Origin of the sequence: Streptomyces sp. NPDC048664, assembly GCF_040650555.1 — a bacterium.
Taxonomy (GTDB): Bacteria; Actinomycetota; Actinomycetes; order Streptomycetales; family Streptomycetaceae; genus Streptomyces.
The window spans coordinates 44,119-58,725 of record NZ_JBEZHK010000033.1; the positions used below are offsets into that span (position 1 = coordinate 44,119).

A 14,607-nucleotide genomic window follows, 5' to 3' on the forward strand; every position below is an offset into this window, starting at 1 on the left:
TATGGTCGGGGCATGACGACCGAGTCTGCTTCCTTCCCCCGACGGCACGCGCGGACCCAGCGGTTCACGCTCGGCGCACCCCGCGCGTTCACCGTCGCGCCCGACGGTTCCCGTGTCGTGTTCCTGCGCTCCACCTCCGGCACGGACCGCGCCAACCAGCTCCGGGTCCTCGATGTGGAGGACGGCGCGGAGCGCCTCGCGGCCGATCCCGACGCCCTCCTGGCGGGCGCCACCGAGGAGTTGTCCCCCGAGGAGCGCGCCCGCCGCGAACGCAGCCGCGAGGGCGGCGCGGGCATCGTCGGGTATGCCGCCGACAGCGCCGTGGAGATGGCATCCTTCGCACTGTCAGGGCGGCTGTTCCTGTCCGAGCTGCGCGCCGGCACGACCCGTGAACTGGCCGTCCCGGGGCCCGTGGTGGACCCCCGCCCGGCACCGGACGGCCGCCATGTCGCGTATGTCGCGGGGGGCGCACTGCGCGTCGTCGGCGCCGGGGGCGAGGGCGACCGGGCGCTCGCCGAACCGGAATCCGGATCGGTCACCTACGGGCTGGCCGAGTTCGTCGCGGCCGAGGAGATGGGGCGCTCCCGGGGCTTTTGGTGGTCACCGGACTCGGACCGGCTGCTGGTGGCCCGCGTGGACGACGCCGAGGTGCGCCGCTGGTGGATCTCCGACCCGGCTCATCCGGGACGCGCGCCGCAGTCGGTCGCGTATCCGGCCGCGGGCACCGACAACGCGGAGGTGCGGCTGTTCGCCCTGGGCCTGGACGGAACGCGCACGGAGGTCGTCTGGGATCGGGCCGCCTATCCGTATCTGGCGCGAGTGCACTGGTCAGCGGCGGGTGCGCCGCTCCTCCTGGTGCAGTCCCGCGACCAGCGCGGCCAGCTCTTCCTGGCGGTCGACCCGGATTCCGGGACCACCCGGATGGTGCACGCGGACGAAGATCCGGATTGGCTTGAAATCTTCACCGGTGTGCCGTGCTGGAGCCCGTCGGGGCAGCTGGTGCGGATCGCCGACGAGGGGGGCGCGCGGGTCCTGGCCGTGGGGGAACGGCCCCTGACGGGCGCGCAGTTGCACGTGCGGGCCGTGCTCGACGTGCGGGACGACGATGTGCTGGTGGCGGCATCCGCGGGCGAGTCGGCGGCCGATCCGGAGATCGGTGAGATCCATGTGTACCGGGTCAGCGAACTCGGCGTGGAGCGGGTGTCGCACGAGCCGGGCGTGCACACCGCGGTGCGCGCTGGGGGCGTGACCGTACTCGTCTCCTCGGCACTCGACCGCCCGGGTGCCACGGCGCGGGTGCTGCGCGAAGGGAAGCCGGGCGAGCCAGGGCCGTCGGCGACCGGGAGCGGCGGCGGCAACGGCGACGGCAGGACCCTGACCCTGACGTCCTATGCCGAACATCCCGGTATGTCCCCGCGCGTGACGCTCACTCTGGGGGGCGCACGTCGCATTCCATGCGCCGTACTCATGCCAACGGATTACTCCGGTGACACCCCGCTGCCCGTCCTCATGGACCCCTACGGCGGTCCGCACGGGCAGCGCGTGGTCGCCGCGCACAACGCCCATCTGACCTCGCAGTGGTTCGCCGACCAGGGCTTCGCCGTGATCGTCGCGGACGGCCGGGGGACGCCGGGACGCTCCCCGGCCTGGGAGAAGGCCGTGCGCGACGACCTCGCGTCGGTCGTGCTCGCGGATCAGGTGGAGGCGCTGCACGCCCTGGCCGGCGACTTCCCGCTGGACCTGACGCGGGTGGCGATCCGCGGCTGGTCCTTCGGCGGCTACCTGGCGGCGCTCGCCGCGCTGCGCCGCCCGGACGTGTTCCACGCGGCGGTGGTCGGCGCCCCGGTGACGGACCTGCGGCTGTACGACACCCACTACCAGGAGCGCTACCTGGGGCATCCCGAGCAGCAGCCCGAGGTCTACCGCCGCAACTCGCTGCTGGACGACGCGGGCCTGGTGGACGCCGCCGAGCCGGCCCGGCCGATGATGATCATCCATGGCCTCGCGGACGACAACGTGGTGGTGGCGCACTCCCTGCGGCTGTCCTCCGCGCTCCTGGCCGCGGGCCGCCCGCACGAGGTCCTCCCGCTGTCCGGGGTGACCCACATGACGCCGCAGGAGGCAGTCGCCGAGAACCTGCTGAGGCTCCAACTGGACTTCCTCAAGCGGTCCCTGGCGGCAGGCTCCTAGCCCGGGAGCGCACGGGCCAACGGGCCGGGGCCGTATGGAGCACCCCGGCCCGTACACGGCACCCGCACGGCCGTACGGGAAACACTCTGCTGCGCCCGTATATCCGCGCCAAGTCGATCAAGTTGCCCCTGTGTTAACGAGGTTCACGCGCCCGCCTCGGGCGGCACCACCTGTTTCTCCTCCGCGAAGAGGCAGGCCGAGTCGTGTGCGGCGGGACCCGCGGTGCCCACGAACCGCACCGGGACCGCGAGCGGCGGCACCTCCCGCGCACACCGGTCCTGGGCCTTCCAGCAGCGGGTGCGGAACCGGCAGCCGGAGGGGACGTTCGTCGGGGAGGGCACGTCACCGCTCAGGATGATCCGCTCCCGGCGCTCCCGCGCGTCCGGGTCGGGCACGGGGACCGCCGACAGCAGCGCCTGGGTGTAGGGGTGCGTCGGATGATCGTAGATCTGGGCGTCCCGGCCCGTCTCCACGATCCGCCCGAGGTACATGACGCCCACCCGGTCCGAGATGTGCCGGACGATGGACAGGTCGTGCGCGATGAAGACGTACGACAGCCCGAACTCGCCCTGGAGCCGGGCCAGGAGGTTGATCACCTGGGCCTGGACGGACACGTCGAGCGCGGAGACCGGCTCGTCGCAGATGATGATCTCCGGGTTGAGCGCCAGACCGCGGGCGATGCCGATGCGCTGGCGCTGGCCGCCGGAGAACTGGTGCGGATAGCGGTTGACGTACTCCGGGTTCAGGCCGACGACGTCCAGCAGCTCCTGCACCCGGCGGCGCCGGTCGCCCTTCGGGGCGACCTCCGGGTGGATCTCGTACGGCTCGCCGATGATGTCGCCCACCGTCATACGGGGGTTCAGCGAGGTGTACGGGTCCTGGAACACCATCTGGATGTTCCGGCGCACCGCCTTCAGCGCCCGGCCGGACAGCCTGGTGATGTCCTCGCCCCGATATCTGATCGAACCGGATGTCGGCGGCTCCAGGTTGACCAGCATCCTCGCGACCGTCGACTTGCCGCACCCGGACTCCCCCACGATGCCCAGGGTCTCCCCCTCGCCGAGGGTGAAGTCGACGCCGTCGACCGCCTTGACGGACCCCACCTGATGCTTGAACAGGATCCCCCGGGTCAGCGGGTAGTGCTTGACCAGCCCGCTGACTTCGAGGATCGGCTCAGGACCGGCCATCGAGGCACTCCCTCCAGAAGTGGCAGGCGCTCGTCCGGTCCCCTCCGCCGCCCCCCGCGCCGCCGGTCACCTCGTAGAGCGGCGGCGGATCGGTGCGGCAGACGTCCTGGGCCATGGGACAGCGGGGGTGGAAGGCGCAGCCGGGCGGGATGTTCATGAGGTTCGGGGGCAGGCCCCGGATGGCGTAGAGCTCCCGGCCCTTCTGGTCGACCCTCGGGATGGAGTCCAGCAGGCCCCGGGTGTAAGGGTGGGCGGGCGCCTTGTAGATGTCGTGCACGGGCGCGGACTCCACGATCCGGCCCGCGTACATCACCGCGATCCGGTCCGCGACGTCCGCGACCACGCCGAGGTCGTGGGTGATGAGGATGAGCCCCATCCGGTACTCGCGCTGCAGCTCCGCCAGCAGGTCCATGACCTGGGCCTGGACGGTGACGTCCAGGGCGGTGGTCGGCTCGTCCGCGATGATCAGCGCGGGTTCCAGGGCCAGCGCCATGGCGATCATGATCCGCTGGCGCATACCGCCCGAGAACTGGTGCGGGTAGTCGCGCACGCGCTGCGCCGCGCCGGGGATGCGCACCCGCTCCATCAGCTCGACCGCCTTGGCCCGGGCGTCCTTGCGGGACATCCCCCGGTGCACGAGGAACATCTCGCCGAGCTGCTCGCCCACGGTGAGCACGGGGTTGAGGGCGGACAGCGCGTCCTGGAAGATCATGGCCATCTCGGCCCCGCGGATCCTGCGCCGCGCCTCCTCCTTCAGGGTGAGCAGGTCCCGCCCCTCGAAGAGGACCTCGCCGCCGGTGATCCGGCCGGGCGGGACGTCGAGGATGCCCATGACGGCCTGCGCGGTGACGGACTTGCCGGAGCCGGACTCGCCGAGCACCGCCAGCGTCTGGCCGGCGTCCACCGCGTAGCTGACCCCGTTGACGGCCTTGGCCGCACCGTCCCGGGTGCGGAACTCGACATGCAGGTCGCGCACTTCGAGCAGCACGGACGTCACCTCAGCTTCGGGTCGAGGGCGTCGCGCACCGCGTCGCCGAGCATGATGAACGCGAGCACGGTGATCGCGAGCGCGCCGGAGGGCCACAGCAGCGCGTGCGGTGCGTTGCGGATGTACGGGGAGGCGGCGGAGATGTCGATGCCCCAGGACACGCTGGGCGGCTTCAGCCCGACGCCGAGGTACGACAGGGTGGCCTCCAGGGCGATGTAGGTGCCGAGCGCGATGGTGCACACGACGATCACCGGGGCCACGGCGTTGGGCGCGATATGGCGCAGCAGGATGCGGGAGTTGGAGGCGCCGAGGGCGCGGGCCGCCTGTACGTAGTCGTTCTGCTTGGCGGTGATGACCGAGCCTCGGGCGATACGGGAGATCTGCGGCCAGCCGAGCAGCACCATGAACCCGATCACCGGCCACACGGTGTTGCTGGTGACCACGGACAGCAGGACCAGGCCGCCGAGCACGACCGGGATGGCGAAGAAGATGTCGGTGGCGCGGGAGAGGATCGCGTCCCAGCCGCCGCCGACGAACCCGGCGAGCGCGCCGAGGACGGAGCCGAGGAGCGCGACGCCGAGGGTGGCGCAGACGCCGACCGTGACCGAGGTGCGGGCGCCGTAGACGGTCCTGGTGTAGACGTCGCAGCCCTGGCCGTCGAAGCCGAAGGGGTGGCCGGGCTGGGATCCCTCCTGGGCCTTGGCGAGGTCGCAGGTGAGGGGGTTGCCGGAGGTGATCAGGGAGGGCCAGACGGAGATGAGGACCAGGAAGAGGATCACCAGGCCGGACACGATGAAGACGGGGTTGCGGCGCAGGTCGCGCCAGGCGTCCGACCACAGGCTGCGCGGCTTGGCCGCCGGGCCGGCGCCCGGGGGCGCGCCCGGGATGCGCTCCAGGGTGGTCGCCTCGCTCGTGGCGAGGTCCATCGCACCGCCCATGCCGGTCCCGGCGATGGCGCCCTCCGGCTCGTACGGCTGCTCAGGCATAGCGGATCCTCGGGTCGAGTACGGCGTACAGGAGGTCGACGACGAGGTTGGCCACCAGGAACACGAGGACGAGGATCGTCACGAAGCCCACGACGGTCTGGGTGTTCTGGCGCAGGATGCCCTGGTAGAGCTGGTAGCCGACGCCGTGGATGTTGAAGATCCGCTCGGTGAGGATCGCTCCGCCCATCAGGGCGCCGATGTCGGTGCCGATGAACGTGACGACGGGGATGAGCGAGTTGCGCAGCAGATGCCGGACGATCACCCGGTGGCGGGGCAGCCCCTTGGCGATGGCCGTGCGGACGTAGTCGGAGCGCTTGTTCTCGGCGATCGAGGTGCGGGTGAGCCGGGTGACGTAGGCGAGGGAGACCGAGGCGAGCACGAGGCCCGGGACGATCAGCTCGCCGAAGGTGGCCTCCGGCGAGACCGACGGCTTGATCCAGCCCCACTCGACGCCCAGCAGGAGCTGGAGCAGCAGGCCGGTGACGAAGGTCGGCACGGAGATCACGACCAGGGTGAGCAGCAGGATCGAGGTGTCGACGGGGCGCCCGCGGCGCAGGCCGGTGAGCACGCCGAGCACGATCCCGATGACGATCTCGAAGAGGATCGCCACGATCGTGAGCCGGATGGTGGGCGGGAACGACGTCCCCATCAGCTCGGTGACCGGCTGCCCGTTGAAGGCGGTGCCGAAGTCACCGGTGAAGAGGTGGCCCATGTAGGTCGCGTACTGCTGCCACACGGGCTTGTCGAGGCCGAACTCGCGGCGCAGTTGGGCGGCCGTGGCGGGGTCGCACTGGCGCTCCCCGCACAGGCCCGCGATGGGGTCTCCCATCACGTTGACCATCAGGAAGATGAGCAGCGTCGCGCCGATGAAGACCGGGATCATCTGCAGCAGGCGCCGAACGACGTACTGTCCCATGGGTCCTCCGGGGTCAGGGGCTGCCGGGCGGGGCTCAGCCGACCTTGATCTCGTTGTAGACGGGGACGCTGAACGGGTTGAGGACCACGTGGGACAGGCGGGACGAGTAGCCCGCGCTGCCGTTCTGGTACCAGAGCGGGATGGCGGCCATGTTGTCCCGCACCACCTCCTCGGCCTGCTGGAACAGCTTCACGGCCTGGGTGGTGTCGCTCTGCGCGTTCGCCTGGTCGACCAGCTTGTCGAAGTCCTTGTTGGACCACTTGCCGTCGTTGGAGGAGGCGTTGGTGTAGTAGAGCGGCTGGAGGAAGTTCTGGATGAGCGGGTAGTCCATCTGCCAGCCGGCCCGGAACGGCCCGGACATCTTGTGCCCGCCGATCTGGTTGCGGAAGTCGGCGAAGGTGCCGACCGGGTTGCCGACGCACGCCTTGTCGTTGCCCAGGGCGTTGTTGATCGAGTTGCACAGGGCGTCCACCCACTCCTTGTGGGAGCCGGTGTCCGCGTTGTACGTGATCCTGACCTGGCCGCCGGGCAGCCCGCCGCCCTCCTGGATCAGCTTCTTGGCCTGGGCCGGGTTGTAGGAGCAGGCGTCGCCGCACAGTCCCGACCGGTAGCCGCCGGCCTCGCCGAGCACGGGAGAGGTCCAGTCGGTGGCCGGGGTCCGCGTCCTGGAGAAGATCGAGCGGGTGATCTGGTCGCGGTTGATCGCCATGGACAGGCCGGTGCGGACCTTCTCCATGCCCGGCTTGTTCCATCGGGCGTCGTAGTAAGGGAAGGCGAGTGTCTGGATGATGCCGGCGGGGGTGTTGATGTAGCGGCCGTCGAGGTCCTTCTTGACGTTCTTCAGCTGGGTGGCGGGCACGTCGTCCACGAGGTCGAGGTTGCCGGCCAGCAGGTCGGTGTAGGCGGTGTTGCTGTCGGTGTAGACCTTCAGGTCGACCCCGTCGTTCTGTGCCTTGTCCGGGCCGGGGTAGGCGTCCCATTTCCGCAGGGACATCTGGGAGCCCTTGGTGTACGAGTCGACCTGGTAGGGCCCGTTGCCGACGGGCTTCCTGAGCCAGGCGGCGTGGTCGCTGAAGAACGTCCGGGGCAGCGGTGCGAAGGCCGCGTAGCCGAGGGTGTCGGGGAAGGAGGAGAACTTCTGGCCGAGCCGCACGGTGAAGGTGCGCGGGCCGGTGACCTTGAGCCCGGAGAGGGTGTCGGCGGACTGGGAGCCCGACTCGGGGTGGACCTTGTCGTAGCCCTCGATGTACTGGAAGAAGTACGCGTTCTTCTGGTTGTTCTTCAGGCTCGCCCCGTAGTTCCAGGCGTCGACGAAGGACGTGGCCGTGACCGCCTCGCCGTTGCTGAACTTCCAGCCGTCCTTCACGGTGATCGTGAAGTTCTGCGAGTCGGTGGTGTCGATCTTCTGAGCGAGCATGTCCTCGGCGGCGCCGGTCCGCGGGTTGTAGCGCTTGAGCCCCCGGAAGATCATGTCGAGGACCTTCCCGCCCTGCACCTCATTGGTGTTGGACGGCTCCAGCGGGTTCTGCGGATCGCCCCAGGACGAGCTGAGCACCCCGGAGCCGCTGCCGCCGCCCGCCCCGCAGCCGGCCGTCACGAGGGCGGCCACCGCCATGACCGCCGCCCAACTCGCGTGCCTGACTCCCCGCATGGAGTGCCTCCCTGGAGTGCGCCGACCTCAGCGCCGGGGCGCTGTCCCTTCTCGGTCAATCTCAGCATTCAGGCGACATTTCACCTACTGACTCCACTCGTCCGGGTGAGGAGGTCATCCGGATGGCGGACATGTCGCAGGCGATCGGGAACGGGGTGCGCGCCCGTGAACGCCGGATCCCGGCACACCTTGGAGGGGTGCCGGGATCCGGGTGGAACGACGGGGTGGAGCGGGAGGGTCAGGCCGCGTTCACGACGTCCTTCTCCTCGGCGAAGTGGCAGGCCGACTCGTGGGCGGCCAGGGAGTCCGAGGCCTTGTACGGCTCGGGGATCGCCAGCAGCGGGGTCTCCTGCGAGCACCGGTCCTCCGCCTTCCAGCAGCGGGTGCGGAACCGGCAGCCGGAGGGCGGGTTGGCCGGGGACGGGACGTCGCCGGTCAGGATGATGCGCTCGCGGTTCTCACGGGCGTCCGGGTCCGGGACCGGGACGGCCGACAGCAGCGCCTGGGTGTAGGGGTGCGTCGAGTGCTCGTAGATCTGCTCGTCCGTACCGATCTCGACCATGCGGCCGAGGTACATGACGCCCACGCGGTCCGAGATGTGCCGGACGATGGACAGGTCGTGCGCGATGAAGACGTAGGACAGGTTGAACTCGTCCTGCAGGCGCTCCATCAGGTTGACGACCTGGGCCTGGACGGACACGTCGAGCGCGGAGACCGGCTCGTCGCAGATGATGATCTCCGGGTTGAGCGCGAGACCGCGGGCGATGCCGATGCGCTGGCGCTGGCCGCCGGAGAACTGGTGCGGGTAGCGGTGGATGTACTCGGGGTTCAGGCCGACGACGTCCAGCAGCTCCTGCACCTTGCGGCGCCGGTCGCCCTTCGGGGCCACCTCGGGGTGGATGTCGAAGGGCTCGCCGATGATGTCGCCCACCGTCATACGGGGGTTCAGCGAGGTGTACGGGTCCTGGAACACCATCTGGATGTTCCGGCGCACCGCCTTCAGCGCCCGGCCGGACAGCTTGGTGATGTCCTGGCCCTTGTAGAAGATCTCGCCGGCCGTGGCCGACTCCAGGTTCATCAGGAGCTTGGCCACCGTCGACTTGCCGCAGCCGGACTCGCCCACGATGCCCAGGGTCTCGCCCTGGTACAGGTCGAAGGAGACGCCGTCGACGGCCTTGACCGCGCCGACCTGCCGCTTGAACAGGATGCCCTGGGTCAGCGGGAAGTGCTTGACCAGGTTGCGGACCTGGAGGATCGGCTCACCGCGCTCGACCGGTGCCTCGATGGCCGCGACCGCCTCCTCCTCGGAGTGCGCGTCCACCACCTCGACGTCGGAGACGTTCGGCGTGGCGTCGGCCGTCATGTCTTTCTTGGGGGACTCAGCCATGGAGCGTCTCCTTCCAGAAGTGGCACGCCGAGCCGCGGCCGGACAGCTCGGCGCCGTCCTTCTCGGTGACCGGGTGCAGGACCGGGACGTCGGTGCGGCAGACGTCCTGGGCCATGGGGCAGCGCGGGTTGAAGGCGCAGCCCGCGGGGGTGTGCAGCAGGTTGGGCGGCAGACCCTTGATCGCGAACAGCTCCTGGCCCTTCTGGTCCAGGCGCGGGATCGAGTCCAGCAGACCCTTGGTGTACGGGTGCGCGGGGCGCTTGTACAGCTCGTGGACCGGGGCGGTCTCCACGATCCGGCCCGCGTACATCACCGCGATCTTGTCGGCCACGTCGGCGACGACACCGAGGTCGTGGGTGATCAGGATCAGGCCCATGTTGTACTCGCGCTGCAGATCCGCGAGCAGGTCCATGACCTGGGCCTGGACCGTCACGTCGAGGGCCGTGGTGGGCTCGTCGGCGATGATCAGGTCCGGCTCCAGAGCCAGCGCCATGGCGATCATGATGCGCTGGCGCATACCGCCGGAGAACTGGTGCGGGTAGTCGTCGACCCGGGCCGCGGCGGCCGGGATCTTCACCCGGTCCATCAGCTCGATGGCCTTGGCCTTGGCCTCCTTCCGGGACAGGCCCAGGTGGATGCGGAACATCTCACCGAGCTGGTAGCCGACGCTCAGCACCGGGTTCAGGGAGCTGAGCGCGTCCTGGAAGATCATGGCGATACGGCGGCCACGGATCTTGCGGCGCTCCTCGGCGGACATCTTGAGCATGTCCTGGCCGCGGAAGAGGATCTCCCCCTTGGGGATCCTTCCCGGCGGCATGTCGAGGATGCCCATGATCGCCTGGGCGGTGACGGACTTGCCGGAGCCGGACTCGCCCAGCACCGCCAGCGTCTCGCCCGCGCTCACGCTGTAGTTGACGCCGTTGACGGCCTTGGCCACGCCGTCCCGGGTGTGGAACTCGACATGCAGGTCGCGCACGTCCAGCAGCGGCCCCTGGTGCTCCTCGGTGGAGGCGGGGACGGATTCGGTGTCTTCGATGATCGTCACGTACGCCTCCCTCAGCGCAGCTTCGGGTCGAGGGCGTCGCGGACCGCGTCGCCGAGCATGATGAACGCGAGCACGGTGATGCTCAGCAGGGCACTGGGGAAGAACAGCACGTGCGGCGCGGTACGGATGACCGTCTGCGCGGACGAGATGTCGTTGCCCCAGGAGATGGCGCTGTCCGGGAGGCCGATGCCGAGGAAGGACAGGGTCGCCTCGAGCGAGATGTAGCCACCGAGCGCGATGGTGGAGACGACGATCACCGGGGCGACCGCGTTGGGCAGGATGTGCCGCAGCAGGATCCGGCCGGTGCTCGCGCCGAGCGCCCGCGCGGCCTGCACGTAGTCCTGCTGCTTGACGGTGATCACCGAACCGCGCATGACGCGGGTGATCTGGGTCCAGCCGAGGAAGACCATCGCGGCCACCACGGTCCACACGGTGCGGTGGGTGAAGGCGTTCAGGGCGACGATCGCGCCCAGCAGCAGCGGGATGCCGAAGAAGACGTCGGTGAGACGCGAGAGCAGCGAGTCGATCCAGCCGCCGTAGTAGCCGGCGAGCATGCCCATGATGCTGCCGGTCACCGCGGCGCCGAGGGTCGTGAAGACGCCGACGATGATCGAGGCGCGGGCGCCGTACATCGTCCGGGCGTACACGCTGCGGCCCTGACCGTCGAAGCCGAACCAGTCGGCCTGGCCGACGTGGCTCCAGTTGGGGCCGGTCAGGTAGTGGTGGACGAGGTCCGCGTGCGCCGGGTCCGTGTCGGTGAACAGGCTCGGGATGACGGCGATGAGCACCAGCACCACGATCAGCACGGCGGACACGATGAAGAAGGGGTTGCGGCGCAGGTCCCGCCAGGCGTCGGACCAGAGACTGCGCGCCTTGTCCTTCGACGGGTTCGGGTTCGGGGCCACCGCGCCGGCGGCCTCCTCCTCCAGGACCGTTTCGGTCGTGAGTGCGTCAGACATAGCGGATCCTCGGGTCCAGGACGGCGTAGAGCAGGTCGACAACGAGGCTGGAGACCAGGTAGACGATCACCAGGATGGTCACGATGCCGACGACGGTGGTGTTGTCGGACTGGTTGATCGACCGGTACAGCGTGTTGCCGATGCCGTGCACGTTGAAGATGCCCTCGGTGACGATGGCTCCACCCATCAGGGCGCCCAGGTCGGTGCCGAGGAAGGTGACCACGGGGATCAGCGAGTTGCGCAGCAGGTGGACGCCGATGACGCGACGGCGCGGCAGGCCCTTGGCCACGGCCGTGCGCACGTAGTCGGCGCGCAGGTTCTCCGCGATGGAGGTCCGGCTCAGTCGCGCGACGTAGGCGAAGGACAGCGAGCCCAGGATGACGCCCGGCAGGATCAGCTGGGTGATGTCGTTGGAGTCCTGCACCGTCGCGGTGGTCCAGCCCAGATCGTCGGCGAAGACCGTCTGGGCGATGAAGCCGAGCACGAAGATCGGGATCGAGATCAGGACCAGCGTGATGACCAGCACGAGCTTGTCGTAGATCTTGCCGCGGTTCAGACCGGACAGCAGTCCGAGCGCCAGGCCGACGACGATCTCGATGCCGAACGCGACCAGAGCCAGGCGGATGGTCACAGGGAAGGCTTCGGAAAGGACGTCCACGACTCTGCGGCCGGTCACGAAGCTGGTGCCGAAGTCGCCCTGGAGCACGTTACTGATGTAGTGCCAGTACTGTTCGAACACCGGCCGGTCGAGCCAGTATTCGTGCTTCAGGTGCGCCATCGCGACGGGGTCGGCTGGTCTGTCGCCCCACAGCGCCCGCACGGGGTCACCGGGCAGGGAATACACCATCAAAAAGATGAGCAGAGTGGTCCCGAAGAAGACCGGGATCATCTGGAGCAGTCGCCGCGCGACGTAGCGCCCCATCGAGCCTCCATTGTGAGCCGCTCCGGCGGCTGCCCCCTCCGCGCGTGGAGGGTGGGGGGCAGCCGCCGATCATGAACGGTGGGTGCCCGCGGCGGGCGCGGGCACCTCGGTGAATCGACCGTTACGGCCCTTACTTCTTGAAGACCTCGACAGCAGACCAGTTGACCTTGCCGAAGGTGTCGTAGCTGACGTTCTTCACGTTCTTGGAGTAGCCGGCGTTCGTCTTGTAGTACCAGAGCGGGATGGCCGGCATGTCCTTGTACAGAACCGCCTCGGCCTCCTGGTACAGCTTCACCGAGTCGTCCAGCGTGGCGGCATTGTCGGCCTTCGCCGCGAGGGTGTCGAACTCCTTGTTGGAGTAGCCGCCCTCGTTGCCCGCCGCCGTGGTGCCGTACAGGTCCTTGAGGAAGTTGGCGTTCAGCGGGTAGTCCTGCACCCAGCCGGAGCGGTAGAAGCTCTGGACCTTCTTCTTGGTGCGGACGTCCAGGACCGTCTTGAAGTCGGCCTTCGCGTCACCCTGGCACTTGACGCCGGTGTTCTGGGTGATGTTGGCGCACACGGCCGTCACCCATTCCTTGTGGCCGCCGTCGGCGTTGTACAGGACCGAGATCTGCGCGTTGGCGCCACCCGACTCCTGGATCAGCTGCTTGGCCTTGGTGGGGTTGTACTTGCAGGCCTCACCACAGGCGTCGGCCTTGTAGCCCTTGACGGCCGGCGGGACGTAGCTGGTGGCGGGGGTACGCGAACCGGCGAGCACCGTCTTGGTGATGGTGTCGCGGTCGATCGCCATGGAGAGACCCTCCATGAACTTGCCGCGGTCCTTCAGGCCCTTGATCGACGGCGCGTACTCGGCGACCGCGATGGTCTGGATCGCGTTCTGCGGGGCGTCGACGGCACGGTCGCCGAGGTCCTGGTGGTAGGTGCCCATGCCGCTCGGCGCGACCTGGTCGAGCACGTCCAGGTTGTCCGAGGTGGCGTCCTTGTAGGCGGCCTCGGAGGTTGTGTAGAACTTGAAGTCGATGCCGCCGTTCTTCGGCTTCTCGCCCGCGTAGTTCTTGTAGGCCTTCACCAGGAAGTCCTGGTTGTGGTTCCACTTGGAGAACTGGTAGGCGCCGTTGCCGATGGGCTCCTGGCCGTACTTCTTCGGGTTGGTGAAGAAGACCTTGGGCAGCGGGTAGAACGCGCTGTAGCCGAGCTTGTACTCCCAGTACGGAGCCGGGTTGGCCAGCTCCACCTTGATGGTGGAGTCGTCCGGGGTGGACAGGCCCGACATCTTGTCGGCCTTCGGGGCACCCTTCTCCGGGTGGACCTCGTCGTAGCCCTTGATGTCGGAGAACCACGAGGCGTTCTCCTGCGCGTTCTTCGTGTTGGCGCCCCAGTTCCAGGCGTCGACGAAGGAGTGCGAGGTGACCTTCTCACCGTTGTGGAAGGTCCAGCCCGACTTCAGCTTGATCGTGTAGTGGCTGGCGTCGTCCTGCTTGATGGACTCGGCCACCAGGTTCTCGAGCTGGCCGCTCTTCGGGTCGAACTCGACCAGGCCGCTGAAGAGGGCGTCCGTGATGCGACCGCCGCCGGTCTCCATGACGTTGGCCGGCTGGATGGGGTGCTGGGGCTCGCTGCTCTGGTAGCTGAAGATGCCGTTGGGGTCGACAGCCTTCGACGACGACCCGCTGTCCGAGCTGCCACCACCACAGGCCGTCACGCCCAGGGCCACAACGGCCGCTATCGCAACCCACTTGGCGCTGTTGGCACCACGCATGGGGCTCCTCCTCAAGAGTCCAAATGGTTCACCGCATGGGGGAGCACTCGACATTCCGCCGTCACCGGCGCCTGAAAGTGTCAAGTGCCCCGCGCTCGTGAGTCGGTGCCTATCTGCAACACATGACCCGTTCCTCCGAGCTCTACGCGCCTAACTATCTGCCAAAGGACCGGGACGAACCACACCCCTGAGGTCTCGGTTCGATCACACCTGCCGCGTACTTCTTCCAAAATCCGGACAAAGTGTTTGCCGAAAGATCGCTACGAAACGGACTTGTTACACGACTATCGGGATCGACCGTCCGAATAGCGGACGATCTTGACAGGGAAAGAGGTTGCCCTCGACGGCGGAGGTGACCCTCGAACGCCGCACGCGCGAGATATGGAGGCTCGTGGAGACCCCGTGGAGAGGCCGCGCGTATTCCGGCAACCCTAGCCGCCAGGAGGGCATCCGGCATGATCACTTCCGCTTCTCGGGTCAATCATGGGGATAACCCTGTATCGGCTCGCGGGGTGCGGAGCGGGGGCGGATCCGGGGGTGCCGCACGCCCGAACCGGCCCGCCAGGCCGTACCGCGGACCGGCACGTACCATGGGGTGAGGCCGTGGCATGTTCAGC

At 68.7% G+C, this 14,607-nt stretch carries 11 protein-coding genes; 1 reads left to right on the top strand and 10 read right to left on the bottom strand.

The window, feature by feature from the left end:
- The first annotated feature begins 12 nt into the window (after positions 1–12).
- A complete protein-coding gene (locus AB0C59_RS28895) occupies positions 13–2,190 on the top strand; it encodes a prolyl oligopeptidase family serine peptidase (protein WP_363009702.1) in 2,178 nt (725 codons plus the stop codon).
- A gap of 143 nt (positions 2,191–2,333) precedes the next feature.
- Here the strand turns inward: AB0C59_RS28895 and AB0C59_RS28900 are convergent, their stop codons facing one another.
- The 10 genes from AB0C59_RS28900 to AB0C59_RS28945 all read right to left on the bottom strand — a co-directional run bounded on the left by AB0C59_RS28900 (position 2,334) and on the right by AB0C59_RS28945 (position 13,990).
- Positions 2,334–3,377 carry a dipeptide ABC transporter ATP-binding protein gene (locus AB0C59_RS28900; RefSeq protein ID WP_363009703.1) on the bottom strand — a complete coding sequence of 348 codons (1,044 nt, stop codon included), beginning with the start codon at positions 3,375–3,377 and terminating at the stop codon, positions 2,334–2,336.
- Positions 3,364–4,365 carry an ABC transporter ATP-binding protein gene (locus tag AB0C59_RS28905; RefSeq protein WP_363009705.1) on the bottom strand — a complete coding sequence of 334 codons (1,002 nt, stop codon included), beginning with the start codon at positions 4,363–4,365 and terminating at the stop codon, positions 3,364–3,366. The genes AB0C59_RS28900 and AB0C59_RS28905 overlap by 14 nt, the downstream gene beginning before the upstream one ends.
- A 5-nt stretch (positions 4,366–4,370) precedes the next feature.
- The gene (locus AB0C59_RS28910; RefSeq protein WP_363009707.1) at positions 4,371–5,351 is read right to left on the bottom strand and encodes an ABC transporter permease; all 981 of its coding nucleotides are present in this window, start codon (positions 5,349–5,351) and stop codon (positions 4,371–4,373) included.
- Positions 5,344–6,267, bottom strand: coding sequence for an ABC transporter permease (locus AB0C59_RS28915; RefSeq protein ID WP_363009708.1), 924 nt, complete (start codon positions 6,265–6,267; stop codon positions 5,344–5,346). Before AB0C59_RS28915 ends, AB0C59_RS28910 begins: the two co-directional genes overlap by 8 nt.
- 34 nt (positions 6,268–6,301) lie before the next feature.
- Positions 6,302–7,918, bottom strand: coding sequence for an ABC transporter substrate-binding protein (locus AB0C59_RS28920; RefSeq protein WP_363009710.1), 1,617 nt, complete (start codon positions 7,916–7,918; stop codon positions 6,302–6,304).
- A gap of 238 nt (positions 7,919–8,156) precedes the next feature.
- The gene (locus AB0C59_RS28925) at positions 8,157–9,305 is read right to left on the bottom strand and encodes a dipeptide ABC transporter ATP-binding protein (RefSeq protein WP_363009711.1); all 1,149 of its coding nucleotides are present in this window, start codon (positions 9,303–9,305) and stop codon (positions 8,157–8,159) included.
- Positions 9,298–10,350, bottom strand: coding sequence for an ABC transporter ATP-binding protein (locus AB0C59_RS28930; protein ID WP_363009712.1), 1,053 nt, complete (start codon positions 10,348–10,350; stop codon positions 9,298–9,300). Before AB0C59_RS28930 ends, AB0C59_RS28925 begins: the two co-directional genes overlap by 8 nt.
- An 11-nt stretch (positions 10,351–10,361) precedes the next feature.
- Positions 10,362–11,309 carry an ABC transporter permease gene (locus AB0C59_RS28935; protein WP_363009714.1) on the bottom strand — a complete coding sequence of 316 codons (948 nt, stop codon included), beginning with the start codon at positions 11,307–11,309 and terminating at the stop codon, positions 10,362–10,364.
- A complete protein-coding gene (locus AB0C59_RS28940) occupies positions 11,302–12,231 on the bottom strand; it encodes an ABC transporter permease (protein WP_363009715.1) in 930 nt (309 codons plus the stop codon). The genes AB0C59_RS28935 and AB0C59_RS28940 overlap by 8 nt, the downstream gene beginning before the upstream one ends.
- Positions 12,232–12,361: 130 nt before the next feature.
- On the bottom strand, positions 12,362–13,990 hold the full coding sequence (locus tag AB0C59_RS28945) for an ABC transporter substrate-binding protein (RefSeq protein WP_363009717.1): 1,629 nt from the start codon (positions 13,988–13,990) through the stop codon (positions 12,362–12,364).
- Positions 13,991–14,607: the final 617 nt, after the last annotated feature.

Bases quoted from the DNA above. Each gene is read 5' to 3' on its own strand.
- AB0C59_RS28895 (WP_363009702.1), top strand. From the start codon at position 13: ATGACGACCGAGTCTGCTTCCTTCCCCCGACGGCACGCGCGGACCCAG.
- AB0C59_RS28900 (WP_363009703.1), bottom strand. From the start codon at position 3,377: ATGGCCGGTCCTGAGCCGATCCTCGAAGTCAGCGGGCTGGTCAAGCAC.
- AB0C59_RS28910 (WP_363009707.1), bottom strand. From the start codon at position 5,351: ATGCCTGAGCAGCCGTACGAGCCGGAGGGCGCCATCGCCGGGACCGGC.
- AB0C59_RS28915 (WP_363009708.1), bottom strand. From the start codon at position 6,267: ATGGGACAGTACGTCGTTCGGCGCCTGCTGCAGATGATCCCGGTCTTC.
- AB0C59_RS28920 (WP_363009710.1), bottom strand. From the start codon at position 7,918: ATGCGGGGAGTCAGGCACGCGAGTTGGGCGGCGGTCATGGCGGTGGCC.
- AB0C59_RS28925 (WP_363009711.1), bottom strand. From the start codon at position 9,305: ATGGCTGAGTCCCCCAAGAAAGACATGACGGCCGACGCCACGCCGAAC.
- AB0C59_RS28935 (WP_363009714.1), bottom strand. From the start codon at position 11,309: ATGTCTGACGCACTCACGACCGAAACGGTCCTGGAGGAGGAGGCCGCC.
- AB0C59_RS28940 (WP_363009715.1), bottom strand. From the start codon at position 12,231: ATGGGGCGCTACGTCGCGCGGCGACTGCTCCAGATGATCCCGGTCTTC.
- AB0C59_RS28945 (WP_363009717.1), bottom strand. From the start codon at position 13,990: ATGCGTGGTGCCAACAGCGCCAAGTGGGTTGCGATAGCGGCCGTTGTG.